The sequence below is a fragment of the Seohaeicola zhoushanensis genome (assembly GCF_014656415.1).
Taxonomy (GTDB): domain Bacteria; phylum Pseudomonadota; class Alphaproteobacteria; order Rhodobacterales; family Rhodobacteraceae; genus Seohaeicola_A; species Seohaeicola_A zhoushanensis.
This window is the reverse complement of the sequence record NZ_BNCJ01000002.1, coordinates 262,479-278,187: the sequence shown is the minus strand read 5'-3', so window position 1 is coordinate 278,187 and position 15,709 is coordinate 262,479. Positions and strand designations below refer to the sequence as shown.

The 15,709-nt window shown below is 65.7% G+C and carries 20 protein-coding genes; 12 read left to right on the top strand and 8 right to left on the bottom strand.

Annotated elements, in window-relative coordinates; genetic code table 11:
- Window positions 1-69: 69 nt before the first annotated feature.
- Both urtB and urtA read right to left on the bottom strand, forming a co-directional pair.
- Complete coding sequence (gene urtB / locus IE266_RS05375) at window positions 70-2,022, bottom strand: urea ABC transporter permease subunit UrtB (RefSeq protein WP_229863929.1); 1,953 nt, start codon at window positions 2,020-2,022, stop codon at window positions 70-72.
- 59 nt (window positions 2,023-2,081) lie between these two features.
- Window positions 2,082-3,359, bottom strand: coding sequence for an urea ABC transporter substrate-binding protein (gene urtA, locus IE266_RS05370; RefSeq protein ID WP_189679012.1), 1,278 nt, complete (start codon window positions 3,357-3,359; stop codon window positions 2,082-2,084).
- 457 nt (window positions 3,360-3,816) lie between these two features.
- On the opposite strand from urtA, the gene IE266_RS05365 reads away from it, so the two are divergent.
- From IE266_RS05365 to IE266_RS05350, 4 genes are read left to right on the top strand one after another with little or no spacing between them, the layout of a single operon-like run.
- On the top strand, window positions 3,817-4,599 hold the full coding sequence (locus IE266_RS05365) for an urease accessory protein UreD (protein WP_189679011.1): 783 nt from the start codon (window positions 3,817-3,819) through the stop codon (window positions 4,597-4,599).
- Window positions 4,600-4,602: 3 nt separating this feature from the next.
- A complete protein-coding gene (locus IE266_RS05360; RefSeq protein WP_189679010.1) occupies window positions 4,603-4,905 on the top strand; it encodes an urease subunit gamma in 303 nt (100 codons plus the stop codon).
- A 12-nt stretch (window positions 4,906-4,917) separates the two neighbouring features.
- Window positions 4,918-5,088, top strand: coding sequence for a hypothetical protein (locus tag IE266_RS05355; protein WP_189679009.1), 171 nt, complete (start codon window positions 4,918-4,920; stop codon window positions 5,086-5,088).
- Window positions 5,085-5,390, top strand: coding sequence for an urease subunit beta (locus IE266_RS05350; RefSeq protein ID WP_189679008.1), 306 nt, complete (start codon window positions 5,085-5,087; stop codon window positions 5,388-5,390). Before IE266_RS05355 ends, IE266_RS05350 begins: the two co-directional genes overlap by 4 nt.
- A gap of 23 nt (window positions 5,391-5,413) precedes the next feature.
- On the opposite strand, the gene IE266_RS05345 is transcribed toward IE266_RS05350, so the two are convergent.
- A complete protein-coding gene (locus tag IE266_RS05345) occupies window positions 5,414-6,247 on the bottom strand; it encodes a c-type cytochrome (RefSeq protein ID WP_189679007.1) in 834 nt (277 codons plus the stop codon).
- A gap of 149 nt (window positions 6,248-6,396) precedes the next feature.
- Between IE266_RS05345 and IE266_RS05340 the strand changes: the two genes are divergently transcribed.
- From IE266_RS05340 to ureG, 7 genes are all read left to right on the top strand, one after another.
- On the top strand, window positions 6,397-6,738 hold the full coding sequence (locus IE266_RS05340; protein WP_229863903.1) for an antifreeze protein: 342 nt from the start codon (window positions 6,397-6,399) through the stop codon (window positions 6,736-6,738).
- Window positions 6,739-6,748: 10 nt separating this feature from the next.
- On the top strand, window positions 6,749-8,485 hold the full coding sequence (ureC, locus tag IE266_RS05335; RefSeq protein WP_189679006.1) for an urease subunit alpha: 1,737 nt from the start codon (window positions 6,749-6,751) through the stop codon (window positions 8,483-8,485).
- 135 nt (window positions 8,486-8,620) lie between these two features.
- Entirely contained in the window at window positions 8,621-8,848 is a 228-nt protein-coding gene (locus IE266_RS05330) for a hypothetical protein (RefSeq protein ID WP_229863902.1), read from the top strand.
- 406 nt (window positions 8,849-9,254) lie between these two features.
- On the top strand, window positions 9,255-9,857 hold the full coding sequence (locus IE266_RS05325; RefSeq protein WP_189679005.1) for a hypothetical protein: 603 nt from the start codon (window positions 9,255-9,257) through the stop codon (window positions 9,855-9,857).
- Window positions 9,858-9,865: 8 nt separating this feature from the next.
- Entirely contained in the window at window positions 9,866-10,318 is a 453-nt protein-coding gene (ureE, locus tag IE266_RS05320) for an urease accessory protein UreE (protein ID WP_189679465.1), read from the top strand.
- 109 nt (window positions 10,319-10,427) lie between these two features.
- Complete coding sequence (locus IE266_RS05315) at window positions 10,428-11,081, top strand: urease accessory protein UreF (protein WP_189679464.1); 654 nt, start codon at window positions 10,428-10,430, stop codon at window positions 11,079-11,081.
- Complete coding sequence (gene ureG / locus IE266_RS05310) at window positions 11,078-11,707, top strand: urease accessory protein UreG (protein WP_189679004.1); 630 nt, start codon at window positions 11,078-11,080, stop codon at window positions 11,705-11,707. Before IE266_RS05315 ends, ureG begins: the two co-directional genes overlap by 4 nt.
- Before the next feature lie 50 nt (window positions 11,708-11,757).
- On the opposite strand, the gene IE266_RS05305 is transcribed toward ureG, so the two are convergent.
- Genes IE266_RS05305 through IE266_RS05295 form a run of 3 tightly spaced genes read right to left on the bottom strand, consistent with a single transcriptional unit; the run spans window position 11,758 to window position 14,033 of the window.
- On the bottom strand, window positions 11,758-12,195 hold the full coding sequence (locus IE266_RS05305; RefSeq protein WP_189679003.1) for a response regulator: 438 nt from the start codon (window positions 12,193-12,195) through the stop codon (window positions 11,758-11,760).
- Window positions 12,192-13,322 carry a sensor histidine kinase gene (locus IE266_RS05300; RefSeq protein ID WP_189679002.1) on the bottom strand — a complete coding sequence of 377 codons (1,131 nt, stop codon included), beginning with the start codon at window positions 13,320-13,322 and terminating at the stop codon, window positions 12,192-12,194. Before IE266_RS05300 ends, IE266_RS05305 begins: the two co-directional genes overlap by 4 nt.
- 18 nt (window positions 13,323-13,340) lie before the next feature.
- Window positions 13,341-14,033 (bottom strand): response regulator, encoded by a 693-nt coding sequence (locus IE266_RS05295; RefSeq protein ID WP_189679001.1) that lies wholly within the window; start codon window positions 14,031-14,033, stop codon window positions 13,341-13,343.
- Window positions 14,034-14,234: 201 nt separating this feature from the next.
- On the opposite strand from IE266_RS05295, the gene IE266_RS05290 reads away from it, so the two are divergent.
- Window positions 14,235-14,972 carry a sensor histidine kinase gene (locus IE266_RS05290; RefSeq protein ID WP_189679000.1) on the top strand — a complete coding sequence of 246 codons (738 nt, stop codon included), beginning with the start codon at window positions 14,235-14,237 and terminating at the stop codon, window positions 14,970-14,972.
- Here IE266_RS05290 and IE266_RS05285 read toward each other — a convergent pair.
- Both IE266_RS05285 and mce read right to left on the bottom strand, forming a co-directional pair.
- Window positions 14,969-15,241 carry a DUF1467 family protein gene (locus tag IE266_RS05285; RefSeq protein ID WP_189678999.1) on the bottom strand — a complete coding sequence of 91 codons (273 nt, stop codon included), beginning with the start codon at window positions 15,239-15,241 and terminating at the stop codon, window positions 14,969-14,971. The genes IE266_RS05290 and IE266_RS05285 overlap by 4 nt on opposite strands.
- A gap of 3 nt (window positions 15,242-15,244) precedes the next feature.
- Complete coding sequence (gene mce / locus IE266_RS05280; RefSeq protein WP_189678998.1) at window positions 15,245-15,649, bottom strand: methylmalonyl-CoA epimerase; 405 nt, start codon at window positions 15,647-15,649, stop codon at window positions 15,245-15,247.
- Window positions 15,650-15,709 lie beyond the last annotated feature (60 nt).

The following is a 15,709-nucleotide window of genomic DNA, read 5'->3' as shown; positions in this document are numbered from 1 at the left end:
GCCCCCCCCCCCCCCCGCCCGTGCCGGGCGTCTCCCCCCGGAGATATTTATGAAGAAGAGAAGCCATGGTCAGTCTCCTGCCGCGCGGCCCTTGAGGGCGATGATGCCCCGTGGCCGGAACTGGATGAAGATGATGATGAAGATGATCATGTAGGTCTGCGCGGCGAGGGTGTTCGAGGGGTTCATCCATTCGACGCCCTTCTGGAAGAAGCCGATCATCGTGGCCCCCGCCAGTGCGCCCCAGATATTGCCGACGCCGCCGACCACCACGGTCATGAAGCTTTGCACGATGTAATCCTGGCCCAGTTCCGAGGTGACCTTGGCGAAGAGGCCGATGGCCACCCCGGCGATTCCCGCGATGCCGGAGCCGAGGCCGAAGGTCAGCATGTTCACCCGGTCGGGGTTGATGCCCATGCTCGACGCCATGCGGGCGTTCTGGGTCACCGCGCGGGTTTCGAGCCCGAGGCGCGTCTTCTTCATGATGAAGAGGAAGAGCGCGAGGAAGATCAGAGCGAGGATGAAGATGGCGATGCGGATGTAGCTGATGCCGACCACGTCGTTCAGCACCCAGGCGCCGTCAAGCCAGGCCGGCGCGGTGAGCGGGCGGGCCTGGGTGCCGAAGATGTTCTTGGCGATCTGCTGCAGGGCGATCGAGATGCCGAAGGTGGCGAGCAGGGTTTCCAGCGGGCGGTCGTAGAGCCAGCGGATCACCAGCCGCTCCATCGCCACGCCGGCGGCGAAGGTGACGGCGAAGGCCAGCGGCAGGGCGACGAGGATCGAGACGGTGTAATTCGGGATGAACTGCTGCACCACGTAGCCGGTATAGGCGCCCATCATGATGAATTCGCCATGGGCCATGTTGATGACGCCCATCACGCCGAAGGTGATGGCGAGGCCGATGGCCGCGAGGAAGAAGATCGAGGCCAGCGAGAGCGCGTCGAGCCCGAGGTCGAGCGCCTGCATCATCCCGACGTTGCGGTTGATCGCCGACATGGCGGCGACGGCGGCCGTGGTCACGGCGCGCGAGGGTTCTGCGTAGACCTCGTAGAAGACATGGCCGTCGAGTGCGGCGTCGAACTCCGCATCGGTGACGGTGGGCGGCGCCTTGCCTTCGGCGGCGAGCGCCGCATAGGCGCGGTCGCGCGCGGCGGGGTCGGTCAGGCGGGCGACGAGTTCGCCGCCGACGCGGCCATCGGCGATATTGGCGGCAAGGGCTGCCAGCCGGTCGGCGGCGGGCACATGCGGCTTGGCCAGCCCGCTCTCGGCGAGCAGCCTGTAGGCATCGTCGCGGCTGAGCGCTGTGCTGCCGGGTTTGAGCTGGCGGGCGACGTTCTCGCCCTCGGGGACGGCGCCCGGCGCGGCCTTGAGCCTGGTCGCCAGCAGAGGGTTCAGCGCGGCGCGCACGTCGAGCGCGATGTCGCCGGCCAGCGCCTCGATGGCCTCGACGCGGCGGGCCTCGTTCTCGCCGTGGCGGATCGAGAGCAGCGCCTCGGTGCGTTCCTTCAGCGCCTTGATGGCCGGGTCGGTCTCGGTCTCGATCGAGGCGCGCAGGGGTTCGAGGTGGCTGGCGTCGCCGTCGCGCTGGATCGTCTGAAGCGCGGCGCGGCGGCGCTCGGGGTTCGGATCGTTCAGCTGGAACTGCACCAGCGCGGCGCGCAGCAGCGCGCGGATGCCGCTGTTGGGCTTGAGCTGCTGCAGGGCGGATTCGGGCTCGTCGCCGAGTTTCGTGCCGCTGTCGAAATCGTAGAGGGTCTGTACCTTGCCGCCGGCGGATTCACCCCGGTAGAAGCGGCCGTCGCTGCTGCGCAGCCACATCTCCTTGTTTTCCCAGGCCCGCAGCACGGCCTGGGCCGGCTCAAGCCCGCTGCCAGCAAGGGCGGCGATGGCGGGTTCGATGGTCTTGCGCGAGCTTTCGAGGATGATGTCGCGGTGCTGCTGGAGCAGCGCCTGGACCGGGGCCTCCTGCGCCGAAACGGGCAGACTCAGAGACAGCACTGCGGCCAGAGCCAGGAGAATGCGCATCATGAATGAATTTCCCGTGTTGAGAGGAGGCATGACGCCTCCTCTCGCCTGGTCAGGGTTCAGTAGTTCGACTGGATCTGCACGCAGGTCTTGGTCTGCGTGTTGTACATCCCGCAGCCGAGGCCCGGCCAGTCGGACTCGAGGACGGCGGATTCCGGCAGGAAGTCGGTCCATGCATCGCCCGGCACCGGCTCGGTCTGCGAGATGATGTCGAACTGGCCGTCGGCACGGATCTCGCCGATCAGCACCGGCTTGGTCAGGTGGTGGTTCGGCAGCATCTTGGCGATCCCGCCGGTCAGGTTCGGCGTTTCCTGGCCGTACATGGCCTCGCGGACCTTATCGACCTCGGTGGTGCCGGCCTTCTCGACCGCCTGGACCCACATGTTGAAGCCGATGACATGGGCTTCCATCGGGTCGTTGGTCACGCGCTTCTCGCCGGCGAAGGCCTTCCACTTCTTGATGAACTCTTCGTTGACCGGCACATCGGCGGACTGGAAGTAGTTCCAGGCGGCCAGGTGGCCGACGAGGTTCGAGGTGTCGAGGCCCGAGAGCTCTTCCTCACCCACCGAGAAGGCGACAACCGGAATGTCGTCCGCCGAGATGCCCGCGGCGGCGAGTTCCTTGTAGAAGCCGATGTTGGCATCGCCGTTGATCGTGCTGATCACGCCGACCTTCTTGCCGTCGGCGCCCAGCGCCACCACGTCAGCCACGATCTTGGACCAGTCGGAATGGCCGAAGGGGGTGTAGTTGACGAAGATGTCTTCCTTGGGGATGCCCTTGGAGATCAGGTAGCTTTCCAGGATGTTGTTGGTCGTGCGCGGATAGACGTAGTCGGTGCCGAGCAGCGCGAACTTCTGGATCCCGAGTTCGTCGAGGAAGTAATCGGTGGCCGGGATCGCCTGCTGGTTCGGCGCGGCGCCGGTGTAGAAGACGTTCTTGGAGCTCTCTTCACCCTCGTATTGCACCGGGTAGAACAGCAGGCCGTTCAGCTCTTCGATGACCGGCAGAACCGACTTCCGCGAGACCGAGGTCCAGCAGCCGAACATCACGTCGACCTTCTCGACCGTCAGCAGCTCGCGTGCCTTTTCGGCAAAGAGCGGCCAGTCCGAGGCCGGGTCGACCACCACGGCTTCCAGCTTCTTGCCGAGCACGCCACCCTTGGCGTTCTGCTCGTCGATCAGCATGAGCATGGTGTCTTTCAGCGTGGTTTCGGAGATCGCCATCGTGCCCGAGAGCGAGTGAAGAACGCCGACCTTGATGGTGTCTTGCGCCCAGGCCGGAAGGGCCAGCGCGCCCAGCGCCAGGCCGGCTGCCAATGCGGATTTGAAAACCGTCATGTATTCCTCCAGGCGGGGAAACGGAGAGCGGTCCTTGCCGAACAAGGCGCTTCGTTCTACCTGATCCCCCGCAACATATTTTGTTGCACCCGTGTGGCGTCTTGCCCGATGTCCAAGTCATGCAGGACGTCACACACCCGCTTTTTCTCGATTCACGCCAAGGTGACGCTTAGGCAGGCATCAACATCCATGCGTTCTCGCCGCGATGCGGCAACATCCATGTGCCGATTCCGCCGGACTTTGGTCCGATGCGATTAATTTCTAGGCAATCACCCCTGAGATGCCCTTTTTTCGGGCGCGATCGGCGCGGATTTGGGCGTTTTGGGCAATTCGGTCGTGAATTCGGCCCTCATCCCGGTCAAACCTGACTCAGGACAGGCGCCGAGGAGAGGAGGCGGAGATCACCATTGCAACGCCCATTCCCGCGCCGAGGATCGAAGCGCGCCAGCCGCGCGCGGTGGGCCGGTCGCGTGTCGCTGCCCGGCTGCGCGACGGGCGGTCGGTGCTGAGCGACCTCTACCAGCAGGGCGCCTCCAAGGTGCTGGTGCCGCGCACCGCCGGCACCGCGCTGACCGCCGTCACGCTGAACACCGCAGGCGGAATGACCGGCGGCGACAGCTTTACCGTCGAGGGGCAGGCCGAGGCCGGCGCGCATCTGGTGATGACGACCCAGGCTGCCGAGCGGGTCTATCGCGCGCAGCCCGGCGAGGTTGCCACACTGACCTGCAAGCTGGAAGTCGGCGAAGGCGCGCGGCTGGACTGGCTGCCGCAGGAGACGATCCTGTACGACGCCTGCGCCCTGTCGCGCCGCCTGACCGCCGATCTTGCCCCCGGCGCGCGCTTCCTGATGGTCGAGCCGCTGATCTTCGGCCGCGCCGCGATGGGCGAGCGGCTGAGATCGGGCCTGTTCCGCGAACGTATCGAGGTGCGCCGCGACGGCGCGCTGGTCTTTGCCGATGCCACCCGGCTCGGCGGCGACATCGACGCGCAGCTGGACGAGACCGCGATCGGCGGCGGCGCCCGCGCGATGGCCTCGCTGCTCTTCGTCTGCGACACCGCCGAGGCGCAGCTGGGCGCTTTGCGCGCGCTGCTTCCCGCCACGGGCGGCGCCAGCCTGATCCGCCCCGGCGTGCTCTTCGCCCGCGTGCTGGCCCGCGATGGCTATACGCTCCGCCAAAGCCTGCTGCCGGCCATCGAGCGGCTGTCGGGCGCCCCCCTTCCCCGAACATGGATGCTCTGAACGATGCAACTGACGCCCCGAGAAAAGGACAAGCTGCTGGTCGCGATGGCCGCCGAGGTCGCCCGCAAGAGGCTCGCCCGGGGCGTCAAGCTGAACTACCCCGAGGCCGTGGCGCTGATCACCGACGCCGTGGTCGAAGGCGCGCGCGACGGGCGCTCGGTCGCAGAGATGATGCAGGCCGGCGCGCAGGTCATCACCCGCGAGCAATGCATGGAGGGCGTCCCCGAGATGATCCACGACGTGCAGGTCGAGGCCACCTTCCCCGACGGCACCAAGCTTGTCACCGTTCACAACCCCATTCGCTGAAAGGATACCCCGATGAAACGTCTTGCCCTTCTCGCCGGTCTCGCCGCCACGCCCGCCCTCGCCCATCCGGGCGCGCACCTGCATCCGCATGGCAGCGGCGACTGGCTGGCCCTGGTCATGGGCCTTGCCGTGGTCGCCGCAGCCGGCGGGCTGGCCTATGCCCGGTCGCGTAGCCGCAAATGATCCCCGGAGAGCTTTTCCCCGCCGAAGGCGACCTCGTGCTGAACGAGGGCGTCGAGGCGATCACCCTGCAGGTCGCCAATACCGGCGACCGGCCGGTGCAGGTCGGTTCGCACTATCATTTCGCCGAGACCAACCCCGCGCTCGACTTCGACCGCGCCGCCGCGCGCGGGATGCGGCTGGACATCGCCGCCGGTACCGCCGTGCGCTTCGAACCCGGCCAGCGCCGCGACGTGCGGCTTATCCCGGTTTCGGGCGCGCGCACCATCTATGGCTTCAACCAGGACGTGATGGGGGCGCTGTGAAGCAATACCCGCCCCCATCCTCGTCAGTTGACATCCGGCAGCGGTGGCACGCTGCGGATGTAGAGGATGATGGCGTCCAGGTCCTGGTCGGTCATTTTCGCCAGGAAGGGGAAGGGCATCGGCGGCAGCATGGCCGAGCCGTCGGGACGTGTGCCGGTGGTGATGATCTTCTTCAGATCGTCGTCGGAGAAACCCGCGATCCCGTCGGCATGGGGCGTGATGTTGGGCGCCACCGAAAGCCCCCAGGGACCGGGAAACTCCCAGCCGCCCTGCCCGTATCCGTTGACGATATCCGGCCCCATCTCGCCGGGCCGCGAGTGGCACTCCATGCAATGCGAAAGGTCGGCCATGTATTTCCCCCACTCGAGCGTGACGCCGGGTTCGGGTGCCTTGACCGACCCGACCGGCGGCCCGTAGGCGGGCGGCAATGGCATCTTGTAGGTACTGGCGGGCGGTTCGTTCTGCACGGCCGGCAAGGTGCGCAGGAAGGCCACGATCGAGGCGAGATCGTCGTCACCGATGTTGCGGTAGAAGGCAAAGGGCATCGGCGGGCCGATCAGCGACCCGTCGGGACGCAGGCCTTCGCGGATGGCGCGGCCAAGCTCGGCATCGCTCCATTGCGCCACCCGCCCGCCCGGGGTGATGTTGGCGGAATAGGCCGTCATCATCGGGTTCTCGTCGACCAGTCGCCCGGCCAGTTCCTTGTCCATCTCGAAGCCGGCCGGTCCGATCGGCGTGTGGCAGTTGCCGCAGCCCATCGGACCACGCACCAGGTATTCGCCGCGCTCGACCGAGCCTTCGGCCATGGCCATGCCCGCCATAACGGCGCCGGCACAGGCCAGTGTCATGACTTTCATTGCAATCACTCCCGCGAATCGCCGGTTTTTGTGCGCCGGCCTGCCGCGCATATTGCCAGAGCCTTTCCCCGCGCCATCTCGAATTGTGAGGCCGCACCGGATGAATCCGGCGGCTCCCCCTTGTCAGTGACAGCGAGATGAGACGCGCCATGAAACGCACCAGCCCCTACGGCCACCTGTTCCAGCACCAGATCGACGCGATGGCCAGCCTCGGCCATGCCATGATGCTGATGGCCGAGACCCAGGCCGTTATCGGTTTCCGCCTGCTCGGCATGGCCGGGGTCTGGTCGGTCACCGCGACCGAGAACCGCCGGATGATCGAGGAAAAGCTGCCCGCATTCACCGAATCGCTTGTCGCCGCCACGCTGGCCGGATCGCGGGGCGGTTCGCCCGCGCAGGTGCTCCACGCCTCGATCAAGCCGCTGCGCAAGCGCACCCGCCAGAATTCCCGCCGCCTTGCCAGGCGCGGCCCCCGCATTCCCAAGCCCTGAAGGATCGCCCATGCCCACCCGCATCGCCCGCGCCGACTATGCCGCCATGTATGGCCCGACCACGGGCGACCGGCTGCGCCTTGCCGACACCGACCTCATCATCGAGGTGGAGCGCGACCTGACCGCGCTTGGCGCCGGGGGCAACCATCCCCGCTATGGCGAAGAGGTCAAGTTCGGCGGCGGCAAGGTGATCCGCGACGGCATGGGGCAAAGCCAGGTGACGCGGGCGGCGGGCGCGGTCGATACCGTGATCACCAATGCGCTGATCGTCGACCATACCGGCATCTACAAGGCCGACGTCGGGCTGAAGGACGGGCGCATCCACAAGATTGGCAAGGCCGGAAACCCGGATACCCAGCCCGGCGTCGACATCATCGTCGGCCCCGGCACCGAGGCCATCGCGGGCGAGGGCCGGATCCTGACCGCCGGCGGGTTCGATTCGCACATCCACTACATCTGCCCGCAGCAGATCGAGGATGCGTTGCATTCGGGCCTGACCACCATGCTGGGCGGCGGCACCGGACCGGCGCATGGCACGCTGGCCACCACATGCACACCGGGCCCCTGGCACATGGCGCGGATGCTGCAGGCGGCGGATGCCTTCCCGATGAACCTGGCATTCGCCGGCAAGGGCAATGCCTCGCTGCCCGCCGCGCTCGAGGAGCAGGTTCTGGGCGGCGCTTGCGCGCTGAAGCTGCACGAGGACTGGGGCACCACGCCGGCCGCCATCGACTGCTGCCTCTCGGTGGCCGATGCGATGGACGTGCAGGTGATGATCCACACCGACACGCTGAACGAAAGCGGCTTCGTCGAGCATACGCTGAAGGCGATGAAGGGGCGCACCATCCACGCCTTCCACACCGAGGGCGCGGGCGGCGGCCATGCGCCCGACATCATCCGCGTCTGCGGCGAGCAGCACGTGCTGCCAAGCTCGACCAACCCGACCCGGCCCTTCACGGTGAACACGCTGGAAGAGCACCTCGACATGCTGATGGTCTGCCACCATCTCGACAAGTCGATCCCCGAGGACGTGGCATTCGCCGAAAGCCGGATAAGGCGCGAGACCATCGCGGCCGAGGACATCCTGCACGACATGGGCGCGTTTTCGATCATCGCGAGCGATTCCCAGGCGATGGGACGCGTGGGCGAGGTGCTGATCCGCACCTGGCAGACCGCCGACAAGATGAAGAAGCAGCGCGGCCGCCTGCCCGAGGAACAGGGCGACAACGACAACTTCCGCGTCCGCCGCTATATCGCCAAATACACCATCAACCCGGCCATCGCCCATGGCATCAGCCGCGAGATCGGGTCCATCGAAGAGGGCAAGCGCGCCGACCTGGTGCTGTGGAACCCGGCCTTCTTCGGGGTGAAGCCCGAGATGGTGCTGATGGCCGGCACCATCGTCTGCGCCCAGATGGGCGACCCCAATGCCTCGATCCCGACGCCGCAGCCGGTCTATACCCGGCCGATGTGGGGCGCCTATGGCCGTTCGGTCGAGCATTCGGCCGTCACCTTCGTGTCGGCCGCGGCCCAGGACAGCGGGATTCGCGCGCGGCTGGGCCTGGCCAAGCAGACCGTCGCGGTGAGCAATACCCGCAATATCGGCAAGTCCGACCTGGTGCTGAATTCGGCCACGCCGCATATCGAGGTGAACCCCGAAACCTATGAAGTGCGCGCCGACGGAGAGCTTCTGACCTGCCAGCCGGCCGAGGTTCTGCCCATGGCGCAGCGCTATTTCCTGTTTTGAATCAACTGGCCACGGCACAAATGCTGCAACTGCATAATAGGTATGCTGCAACTGCACTACTGCACCGCAGCATTCTGGCCTACCTTGGTTGGCAAGGGGGGGAACCCGCTCCAACAGTCAACGAGGTTTCCAGATATGAATACCGCAGTCACGCAGCAAGCCATCAAGTCCGGCCGTTCCAGCCAGGGTTTCGCAGGCTTTCTCGACGCACTCGGCCGGGGCTTTCGCGCCTATGCCGAACAACGCTCGCGCTCGGCCGAGATCAACGCGCTGAACGCGCTGACCGACGAACAGCTGGCCGCCAAGGGCCTGCGCCGCGAAGACATTCCCTACCACGTCTTCCGCGACCTGTTCTACGTCTGATTGCCCCGCCGGCCCGTCGCGGCCGGCCTGACGCGGTCCCACGGCCAGCGGACCGGCCCGACCTGAGGCGGGCCTGTCCGGGCTGGTCTTTTGCCCGGACGTTGGCCAGAGGCTCACAGGGTGAGTTGCGGCCTTCCTGTGCCTTCGCGCTCGCAATCCTCCTTATGCGCCGACCGGTGGTGATGGAGACGTCGCGCAATGCGTCGAGCCTTGGCCCTGCCCCTGGGGCTGCAGCGCCTCGCGGCTGCATCAACCGCTCCCCGGCCCGGCGCGGAGCTTCCCCTGTCGGGACGTCTCGCCCCAAGTTGTCGCGCCCCCCGGCCCGATGCGGCGGCCCCCGCAAATTCCTGTCATGCGCAGCATTATCCGATAGTCTGGCCCGAACCATAACAGATGGGCCTGCCGCATGATCCGATTCCCGCTGACCGCTCTCCTTCTTGCTGCCACTGGCATCGCCGGGGGCGCCCAGGCCGGCTGCCCGACCGGCGCGGACATGACCTCTGGCGTCACCTTCCGCCTGTCGACCGGCGAAACCGAGTCCTTCCGACGCCTCGACAACGGCCTGATCCAGGGCCTTTTCGCCTACGAGCCCGACCAGGCCTCCCGCACCTTGCTCGCCCGCGGGATCTACCTGCTCGAGGTGGTGACCCTCGAGAATGGCAAGCCCGATTTCACGACCCGGACCACCTACAGTTTTCCCCAGCCGCCTTCGGAACTTCCTCTGCCCGCTTCTGGCGGCGAATGGTCGGTGACGGCCGCAACTTATGGCGAGGGTCATATCGCGACCGAACGGCAGCACTACGCCTTTGGCGAGATGACCTGGCAGTCCTATGGGGCTTGCAACTATGACATGATCCCGATCACAATCCGTTATCCCGAACTGGACGACGAACAGCGGCACGACGTGCTGCATTTCCTGCCCGAACTCGGGCTCTCCTACCTGGCCGAGTTCCACGACAAGGACGGCTCGGACATCTACGATTACATCAGCATAGAGACCTCCCAGTGACTGAACCTGTGACCGAACTTCCCGCCTCCCGACAGCTGCGCCGCAAGGGCCACTGGTCCGGTCCCGTCGCCAGTTGCACGCTGACCTACGACGAACGCTTCCTGCGCCGGAAAGTGCTGACCACCGGCGAAGGCAGTCGCTTTCTCGTCGATCTCGAACACACCGAGTCGGTCGACCAGGGAGACGCCTTCGAACTGGGCGACGGCCGGCTGATCGCCGTGCAGGCAGCGGCCGAGGAACTGCTGGAGGTCCGGGGCGACGACCTCGTCCGCCTCGCCTGGCATATCGGCAACCGCCACACCCCCTGCCAGATCGAGCCCGACCGCCTGCTGATCCAGCGCAACCACGTCCTGCTCGACATGCTTACCCATCTCGGTGCCCAACTGCGCGAGGTGGTCGAACCCTTCACCCCCGAGGGCGGTGCCTACGGGCATGGCCGGACCCATGGCCACGAACACTGACCATATCATTGCCGCGAGGGCCGGTGCGGAGGGGACGAGTGCCCGGGCGGCCGGTCCGGCTGGCAAAGGCCTGGCCAGCGGCACGGTGACGGGAATGCCGCGCAGCGCCATGCCCCCGGCGCCCCTCGGCACGGATGCGGCGCTGCTCACGCTTGCACAATGGTTCTCCCCTGCCTTCCCGATTGGCGCATTCAGCTTCAGCCATGGATTGGACTGGGTGATCAGCGCAGGCCAGTTGCGTTCCGCGGCGGCGGTGGAACGCTGGATCGCCCATGTCCTGGCCCAGGGCAGTGGTCGCAACGACCTCATTTTCCTGGCCCATGCCTGGCGCGGCGAAGATCCGGCCGGCCTCGACACGCTTGCCCGCGCGCTCGCCCCCTCGGCCGAACGGCTGACCGAGACGGCCGAACAGGGCGCCTCCTTCGTCCGGGCCGTCAATGCCGTCTGGTCCCTCGACCTGCCGCCGCTGGTATATCCGGTGGCCGTTGGCGCCGCGGCCCGTGCCTGCAGCCTGCCGCTGGAGGCGACCGCCCGGATGTATCTCCACGCCTTTGCCGCCGCGCTGACGTCGGCCGCCGTGCGCGCCACCCCCTTGGGCCAGACCGAGGGCCAGGCCATTCTCGCGGCAACCAGCACTCTCATAGACCGGCTCTGCAAAGACACACTCGACACCCCGCTCGACGACCTCGGCGGCGCGGTATTTGCCGCTGACATCGCCTCGATGAACCACGAAACCCAATATTCCAGGATGTTCCGCACATGACCTCTCCGAACGGCCCTCTGCGCATCGGCATCGGCGGCCCGGTCGGCGCCGGCAAGACCACGCTGACCGCCGCGCTTTGCCGCGCCCTGCGCGACCGCTACTCGATCGCTGCGATCACAAATGACATCTACACGCAGGAGGACGCCGAGGCGCTGCTGCGACTGCAGGTGCTGCCCGCCGACAGAATTCTCGGTGTCGAAACAGGGGGTTGCCCGCATACCGCGATCCGCGAGGATGCCTCGATCAACCTGGCGGCGGTAGCAAAGATGCGCGAGCGGCATCCCGAGCTCGACATCGTGCTGATCGAATCCGGCGGCGACAACCTGTCCGCGACCTTTTCGCCCGAACTCGCCGACCTCACCATTTATGTCATCGACGTGGCCGCCGGCGAGGAGATTCCCCGCAAAGGCGGGCCGGCGATTACCCGTTCGGACATCCTGGTCATCAACAAGACCGACCTTGCCCCCCATGTTGGTGCCTCGCTTGAGGTAATGGAGCGCGACAGCATCAGGATGCGGGCCGGCCGCCCATTCCATTTCACTGCGCTGCGCCATGGAAAGGGGCTCGACCGTGTCATCGCCGATATCGAGACGATGGGCGGCCTGCATCCGGGCCAGGCGGCCTAGACGCCCGGACATCAAGGCCAGGAGCGCAGTGACGGCAAGTCGGATGCGCCTCAAGCCGCCATCCCATTGCTCCGGAGGAACTCCGTGTAGAGATCACAGAGCGCCTCCGCGCCAGCGGTATCCAGCGGCTTTTCGGCATAGCCCTGGACCAACCGCAGGGCTGACGCCCTTTCGCGGTCCCTCGGGCTGGACGAGGAGGTGAACATCGTCACCACAAGACTTGGCGGGGCAAGTCCGGCGGCGTTGCGCCTTTCAAGTTCCGCAACCGTGGCGAACCCGTCGCGGCCCGGCATGTTGATGTCCATCAGGATCAGCATGGGCAAAGTGCCCTTTGGCCAGGCGTTTGGCTTGGTGCAATATTCGTCGAGGAAAGCATCGCCCGAAACGGCCTCGCGGATCTCGCCGAAGCCGCCATGCCGGTCGAGCCGGCGGCGGGCGGTATAGCGATCAACCTGCTCGTCATCGACGACGATAACCGGAATCTTCATGTCAGAACGCTTTCGGATTGCGGAATGGACAGGGTGAAAACGCTGCCGACACCGGGTTTGGAACTGAAGGTGACCGAGCCGCCCAACCGCTCGGCTGCCCGGCGCACCAGCGTCAGGCCGATCCCGTCGCCGCTGTTGGAATGCAGCCGATCGAACGGATAGAAGACGCGATGCTGCACGTCGCCGGGCACACCGACGCCGTTGTCCGCCACGGACAGCCGCAGTCCGGGCGCGGCACGACAGGCCGAGACAGTGACCTCGGCTCGTTTCTTGGCAGGGTCGGCGAAGCGGCAGGCGTTCGACAGCATATGGCCGAGCATCATCGTCAGGGTCTTGCGGTCGGCGGTGATCGGTTCACCTGCCGCAACGTCGATCACAAGCCGGGGCGGATGAGGGATCGTCGCAGTGACCTCCGACCAGAGATCCCTGACCACGTCCCGCAGAGAGAAGCTTTCCACAGCGGAACTCGGGCCGCGGGTCATATCATTGACTGCCTCGATCAGCCTTGTTCCGCGACGCCCGATCTTCAGGGCCGCTTCGAGGATGCGCCGCGCCTCTTCTGAATTGCCCTCGTCGATATCGTCGACGGCAAGGCTCAACAGTCCACAGATCGAGGTAAGTGGCGATTTCAGCCCGTGGCTAGCGCTGCGGGCGATGTGCTTCAGATCGGCGTTCAGGCCCTCCAGCTCGACAGAACGACGTTCCAGTTCCGCCTCGACCGCCAGACGCGCACTGACGTCTACGGCCGTCACCAGGATGCTCGACCGGCCACCCGCGGTCACCGGCGCGAGGCCAAGTTCGAGCCGTCGGGTCTGGCCCATCCGCGTGACGCCGAACAAATCGAACCCGCCCCCCATGGGCCGCCGCGTGGGCGCTTTGAGGAAGCCATTGCGGCGGTGGGCATGAGACACACGCAGGTTCTCGGGCACCAGCATGTCGACCGGTGCGCCGATCATGCCACCAGGGGGGTAGTCGAACAATTGATCGCATTCACCGTTGGTCATCAGGATGACGCCATCTTCCGAGACCAGCAGCAGAGGCACGGGGCAGATTGCGAACATCAGCGTGAAGACCTGCAAGTCGGCAGGCTCCAGAGCGCTTTCCTCCACCGCCTTGCCTGCCGACATGAAAGATTCGCCCATGCTCTAGTGCCGGCGGTCGCCGGCCTCTCCCATCGCCTTGGGGTCGAGCAATGTCGCCCAGATCTGAATGCACTGACGCTCGATCCGCTCGAGCTCACCCGCCGTCTCGCCACTCGGGTCACGAACCGATTTGCGCAGCGACCGCATCTCGCGGATCACCCGGGCGAGTTTGGGCTGCAGGGTGCTGGTATATTTCGCCATGATCGAGGCCGTGGCCTCTTCGACATCGGCGCGCGCCAGCGGTTCCTGCCCCGCCACGTTAAGGCGCTCGATCGCCCCGATGATGCTGCGACGCAGCCGGTCGGCGGTCATCTGGTCCTTGGCAATGTAGTCGGCGCAACCCATCTTCAGCGCCTTGACCGCGACATCGGACTTGTCGTCGCCCGTGACCATGATGGTCGGGCAACTACCGTTGACCTCGTGCCGTCGGATCTTCATCAGCGCGTCGATCCCGTCTCCGCCGGGCAGGTTGTAATCGATCAGGATCACGTCGAAGCGATCCTGGTCCAGCATTGCCTCAAGCGCGTCGAGCGAGGCGATCTCGTCCATTATTATGCCCAGGCGGGTATCATGCGAGATGCGCCTGATCCGCCGCCGGTCGAAGACGCTGTCGTCCAGGACCAGCGCCTTGATGCCCGCTGCTGCATACGGCAGGCTGCGGGCATGCTTCTCCATTTCGTCAGCAAGCTGTTGCATCGAATCGTCCTCGTTAGCCCCGGATGACCTCACTTCGCCAACCTGACGGCAGAGCGTTACCCTCCGGTTAATCCCGCAACCTGAATTCCCTGAATTTGAATCGATCTCATGTGAATTCGGCGCATCCAACCGGGCGCGGTTAAGACCGTGTTAGGGCTTGTCCGCTAGCACTTGCGGCACAGTCTTGGCGCGAGGACACACATGGAACCACGAAAACGTCACGAATCGGGCCCGTCATCCCCCGGCGCCACGGCGCAGGAGTTCGAGAATTTCATCTATCTCGTTAGTCATGACGTGCGCAGTTCGGTTCGCGCCCTGCTGGAGCTGCCACAATGGATCGAGGAGGACCTTCGCGAGGCCGGAATTCGCATCGACGGATCCCTGAAGGAGAATCTGGCGCTGATGAATACCCATATGCGCCGGCTCGATCGCATGTTGATCGATCTGCTGATCTATTCCCGGATCGGCCGGATGCAGAGCGATGACGACGTACCCTGGGACGAGGCGATCGAGTCGGTCCTGGACCATCTGCGAATGCCGCCCGGGTTACGGTTGATCCGCGATATCGGCGCCCGCAGCATCCGGATCGGCCGCAACGACGCGGTGACCCTGGTCTCGTCCTTGCTGTCCAACGCGATCAAGCATCACGACCGCGACAAGGGCACCATACGGCTTTCAACCCGCGAGGAAGACGGTTGTATCTGTCTGGAGATTGCCGACGACGGGCCCGGTATTCCGCCAGATTCCCGCGCCCGTGTGTTCGAGGTGATGACGACGCTGAAACCGCGCGACCAGGTGGAGGGCAGCGGCATGGGTCTGGCAAATGTGCGCAAGATCGCCACCCATTACGGCGGCCGGATCGAGTGGGTCGATCCGGAGGCCGAACGTGGATGCCACCTGGTGTTGCGCTTCCCCAAGGCCGCGCCGCCACTCCATTAATCCCAGCGTGTCGGCCGGAAGACGTCGATGTCGTCCATGGTGATCCAGCCCGACAGGATGATCGTGGCGACGATTGCCCAGATCACCAGCGCGACGACGGATACGATGATCGCCTTGCGCTTGAGGTGATGCACTTCAGGCGCCCCGGAATGCGTGCCCGGAACGACGCTGCCGCTATCTCCCTGGGTCCGCAGCCGCATCGGCAGGGCCACGAAGAAGCAAAGGAACCAGATGATGACGTAAAGGACGATGCCAGAAACCGGACCCATGGCTCAGACCTGTTCCAGCTCGACGAGGCAGCCGTTGAAATCCTTTGGATGCAGGAACAATACGGGCTTGCCATGCGCGCCGATCTTCGGCTCACCCGAACCAAGCACCCGCGCGCCTGTTGCCTTCAGGTGATCGCGCGCCGCGAGGATATCGTCCACCTCGTAGCAGACGTGGTGAATGCCGCCAGCGGGGTTCTTCTCGAGGAAACCGGCAATCGGGCTGTTCTCCCCAAGCGGATAGAGCAGTTCGATCTTGGTGTTGGGCAGTTCTATGAAGACAACCGTCACGCCGTGGTCGGGTTCGTCCTGCGGCGCACCGACCTTGGCGCCCAGCGCATCGCGATACTGCGCCGACGCCGCATCGAGGTCGGGCACCGCGATGGCGACATGGTTGAGGCGTCCGATCATCCTGTTCTCCCTCCGATTGGGTCCGGCAACGCTTATGCGGCGGGGGCTGGCCAAGGGCAA

What these genes read in the sequence shown, in the direction of transcription:
- IE266_RS05295 (WP_189679001.1), bottom strand. Translation starts at nt 14,033, where the DNA reads ATGCAACAGCTTGCTGACGAAATGGAGAAGCATGCCCGCAGCCTGCCG.
- IE266_RS05300 (WP_189679002.1), bottom strand. Translation starts at nt 13,322, where the DNA reads ATGTCGGCAGGCAAGGCGGTGGAGGAAAGCGCTCTGGAGCCTGCCGAC.
- IE266_RS05350 (WP_189679008.1), top strand. Translation starts at nt 5,085, where the DNA reads ATGATCCCCGGAGAGCTTTTCCCCGCCGAAGGCGACCTCGTGCTGAAC.
- IE266_RS05305 (WP_189679003.1), bottom strand. Translation starts at nt 12,195, where the DNA reads ATGAAGATTCCGGTTATCGTCGTCGATGACGAGCAGGTTGATCGCTAT.
- mce (WP_189678998.1), bottom strand. Translation starts at nt 15,649, where the DNA reads ATGATCGGACGCCTCAACCATGTCGCCATCGCGGTGCCCGACCTCGAT.
- IE266_RS05345 (WP_189679007.1), bottom strand. Translation starts at nt 6,247, where the DNA reads ATGAAAGTCATGACACTGGCCTGTGCCGGCGCCGTTATGGCGGGCATG.
- IE266_RS05330 (WP_229863902.1), top strand. Translation starts at nt 8,621, where the DNA reads ATGAATACCGCAGTCACGCAGCAAGCCATCAAGTCCGGCCGTTCCAGC.
- urtB (WP_229863929.1), bottom strand. Translation starts at nt 2,022, where the DNA reads ATGCGCATTCTCCTGGCTCTGGCCGCAGTGCTGTCTCTGAGTCTGCCC.
- IE266_RS05360 (WP_189679010.1), top strand. Translation starts at nt 4,603, where the DNA reads ATGCAACTGACGCCCCGAGAAAAGGACAAGCTGCTGGTCGCGATGGCC.
- IE266_RS05285 (WP_189678999.1), bottom strand. Translation starts at nt 15,241, where the DNA reads ATGGGTCCGGTTTCTGGCATCGTCCTTTACGTCATCATCTGGTTCCTT.
- IE266_RS05340 (WP_229863903.1), top strand. Translation starts at nt 6,397, where the DNA reads ATGAAACGCACCAGCCCCTACGGCCACCTGTTCCAGCACCAGATCGAC.
- IE266_RS05325 (WP_189679005.1), top strand. Translation starts at nt 9,255, where the DNA reads ATGATCCGATTCCCGCTGACCGCTCTCCTTCTTGCTGCCACTGGCATC.
- ureC (WP_189679006.1), top strand. Translation starts at nt 6,749, where the DNA reads ATGCCCACCCGCATCGCCCGCGCCGACTATGCCGCCATGTATGGCCCG.
- urtA (WP_189679012.1), bottom strand. Translation starts at nt 3,359, where the DNA reads ATGACGGTTTTCAAATCCGCATTGGCAGCCGGCCTGGCGCTGGGCGCG.
- IE266_RS05290 (WP_189679000.1), top strand. Translation starts at nt 14,235, where the DNA reads ATGGAACCACGAAAACGTCACGAATCGGGCCCGTCATCCCCCGGCGCC.
- IE266_RS05315 (WP_189679464.1), top strand. Translation starts at nt 10,428, where the DNA reads ATGCCCCCGGCGCCCCTCGGCACGGATGCGGCGCTGCTCACGCTTGCA.
- IE266_RS05355 (WP_189679009.1), top strand. Translation starts at nt 4,918, where the DNA reads ATGAAACGTCTTGCCCTTCTCGCCGGTCTCGCCGCCACGCCCGCCCTC.
- ureG (WP_189679004.1), top strand. Translation starts at nt 11,078, where the DNA reads ATGACCTCTCCGAACGGCCCTCTGCGCATCGGCATCGGCGGCCCGGTC.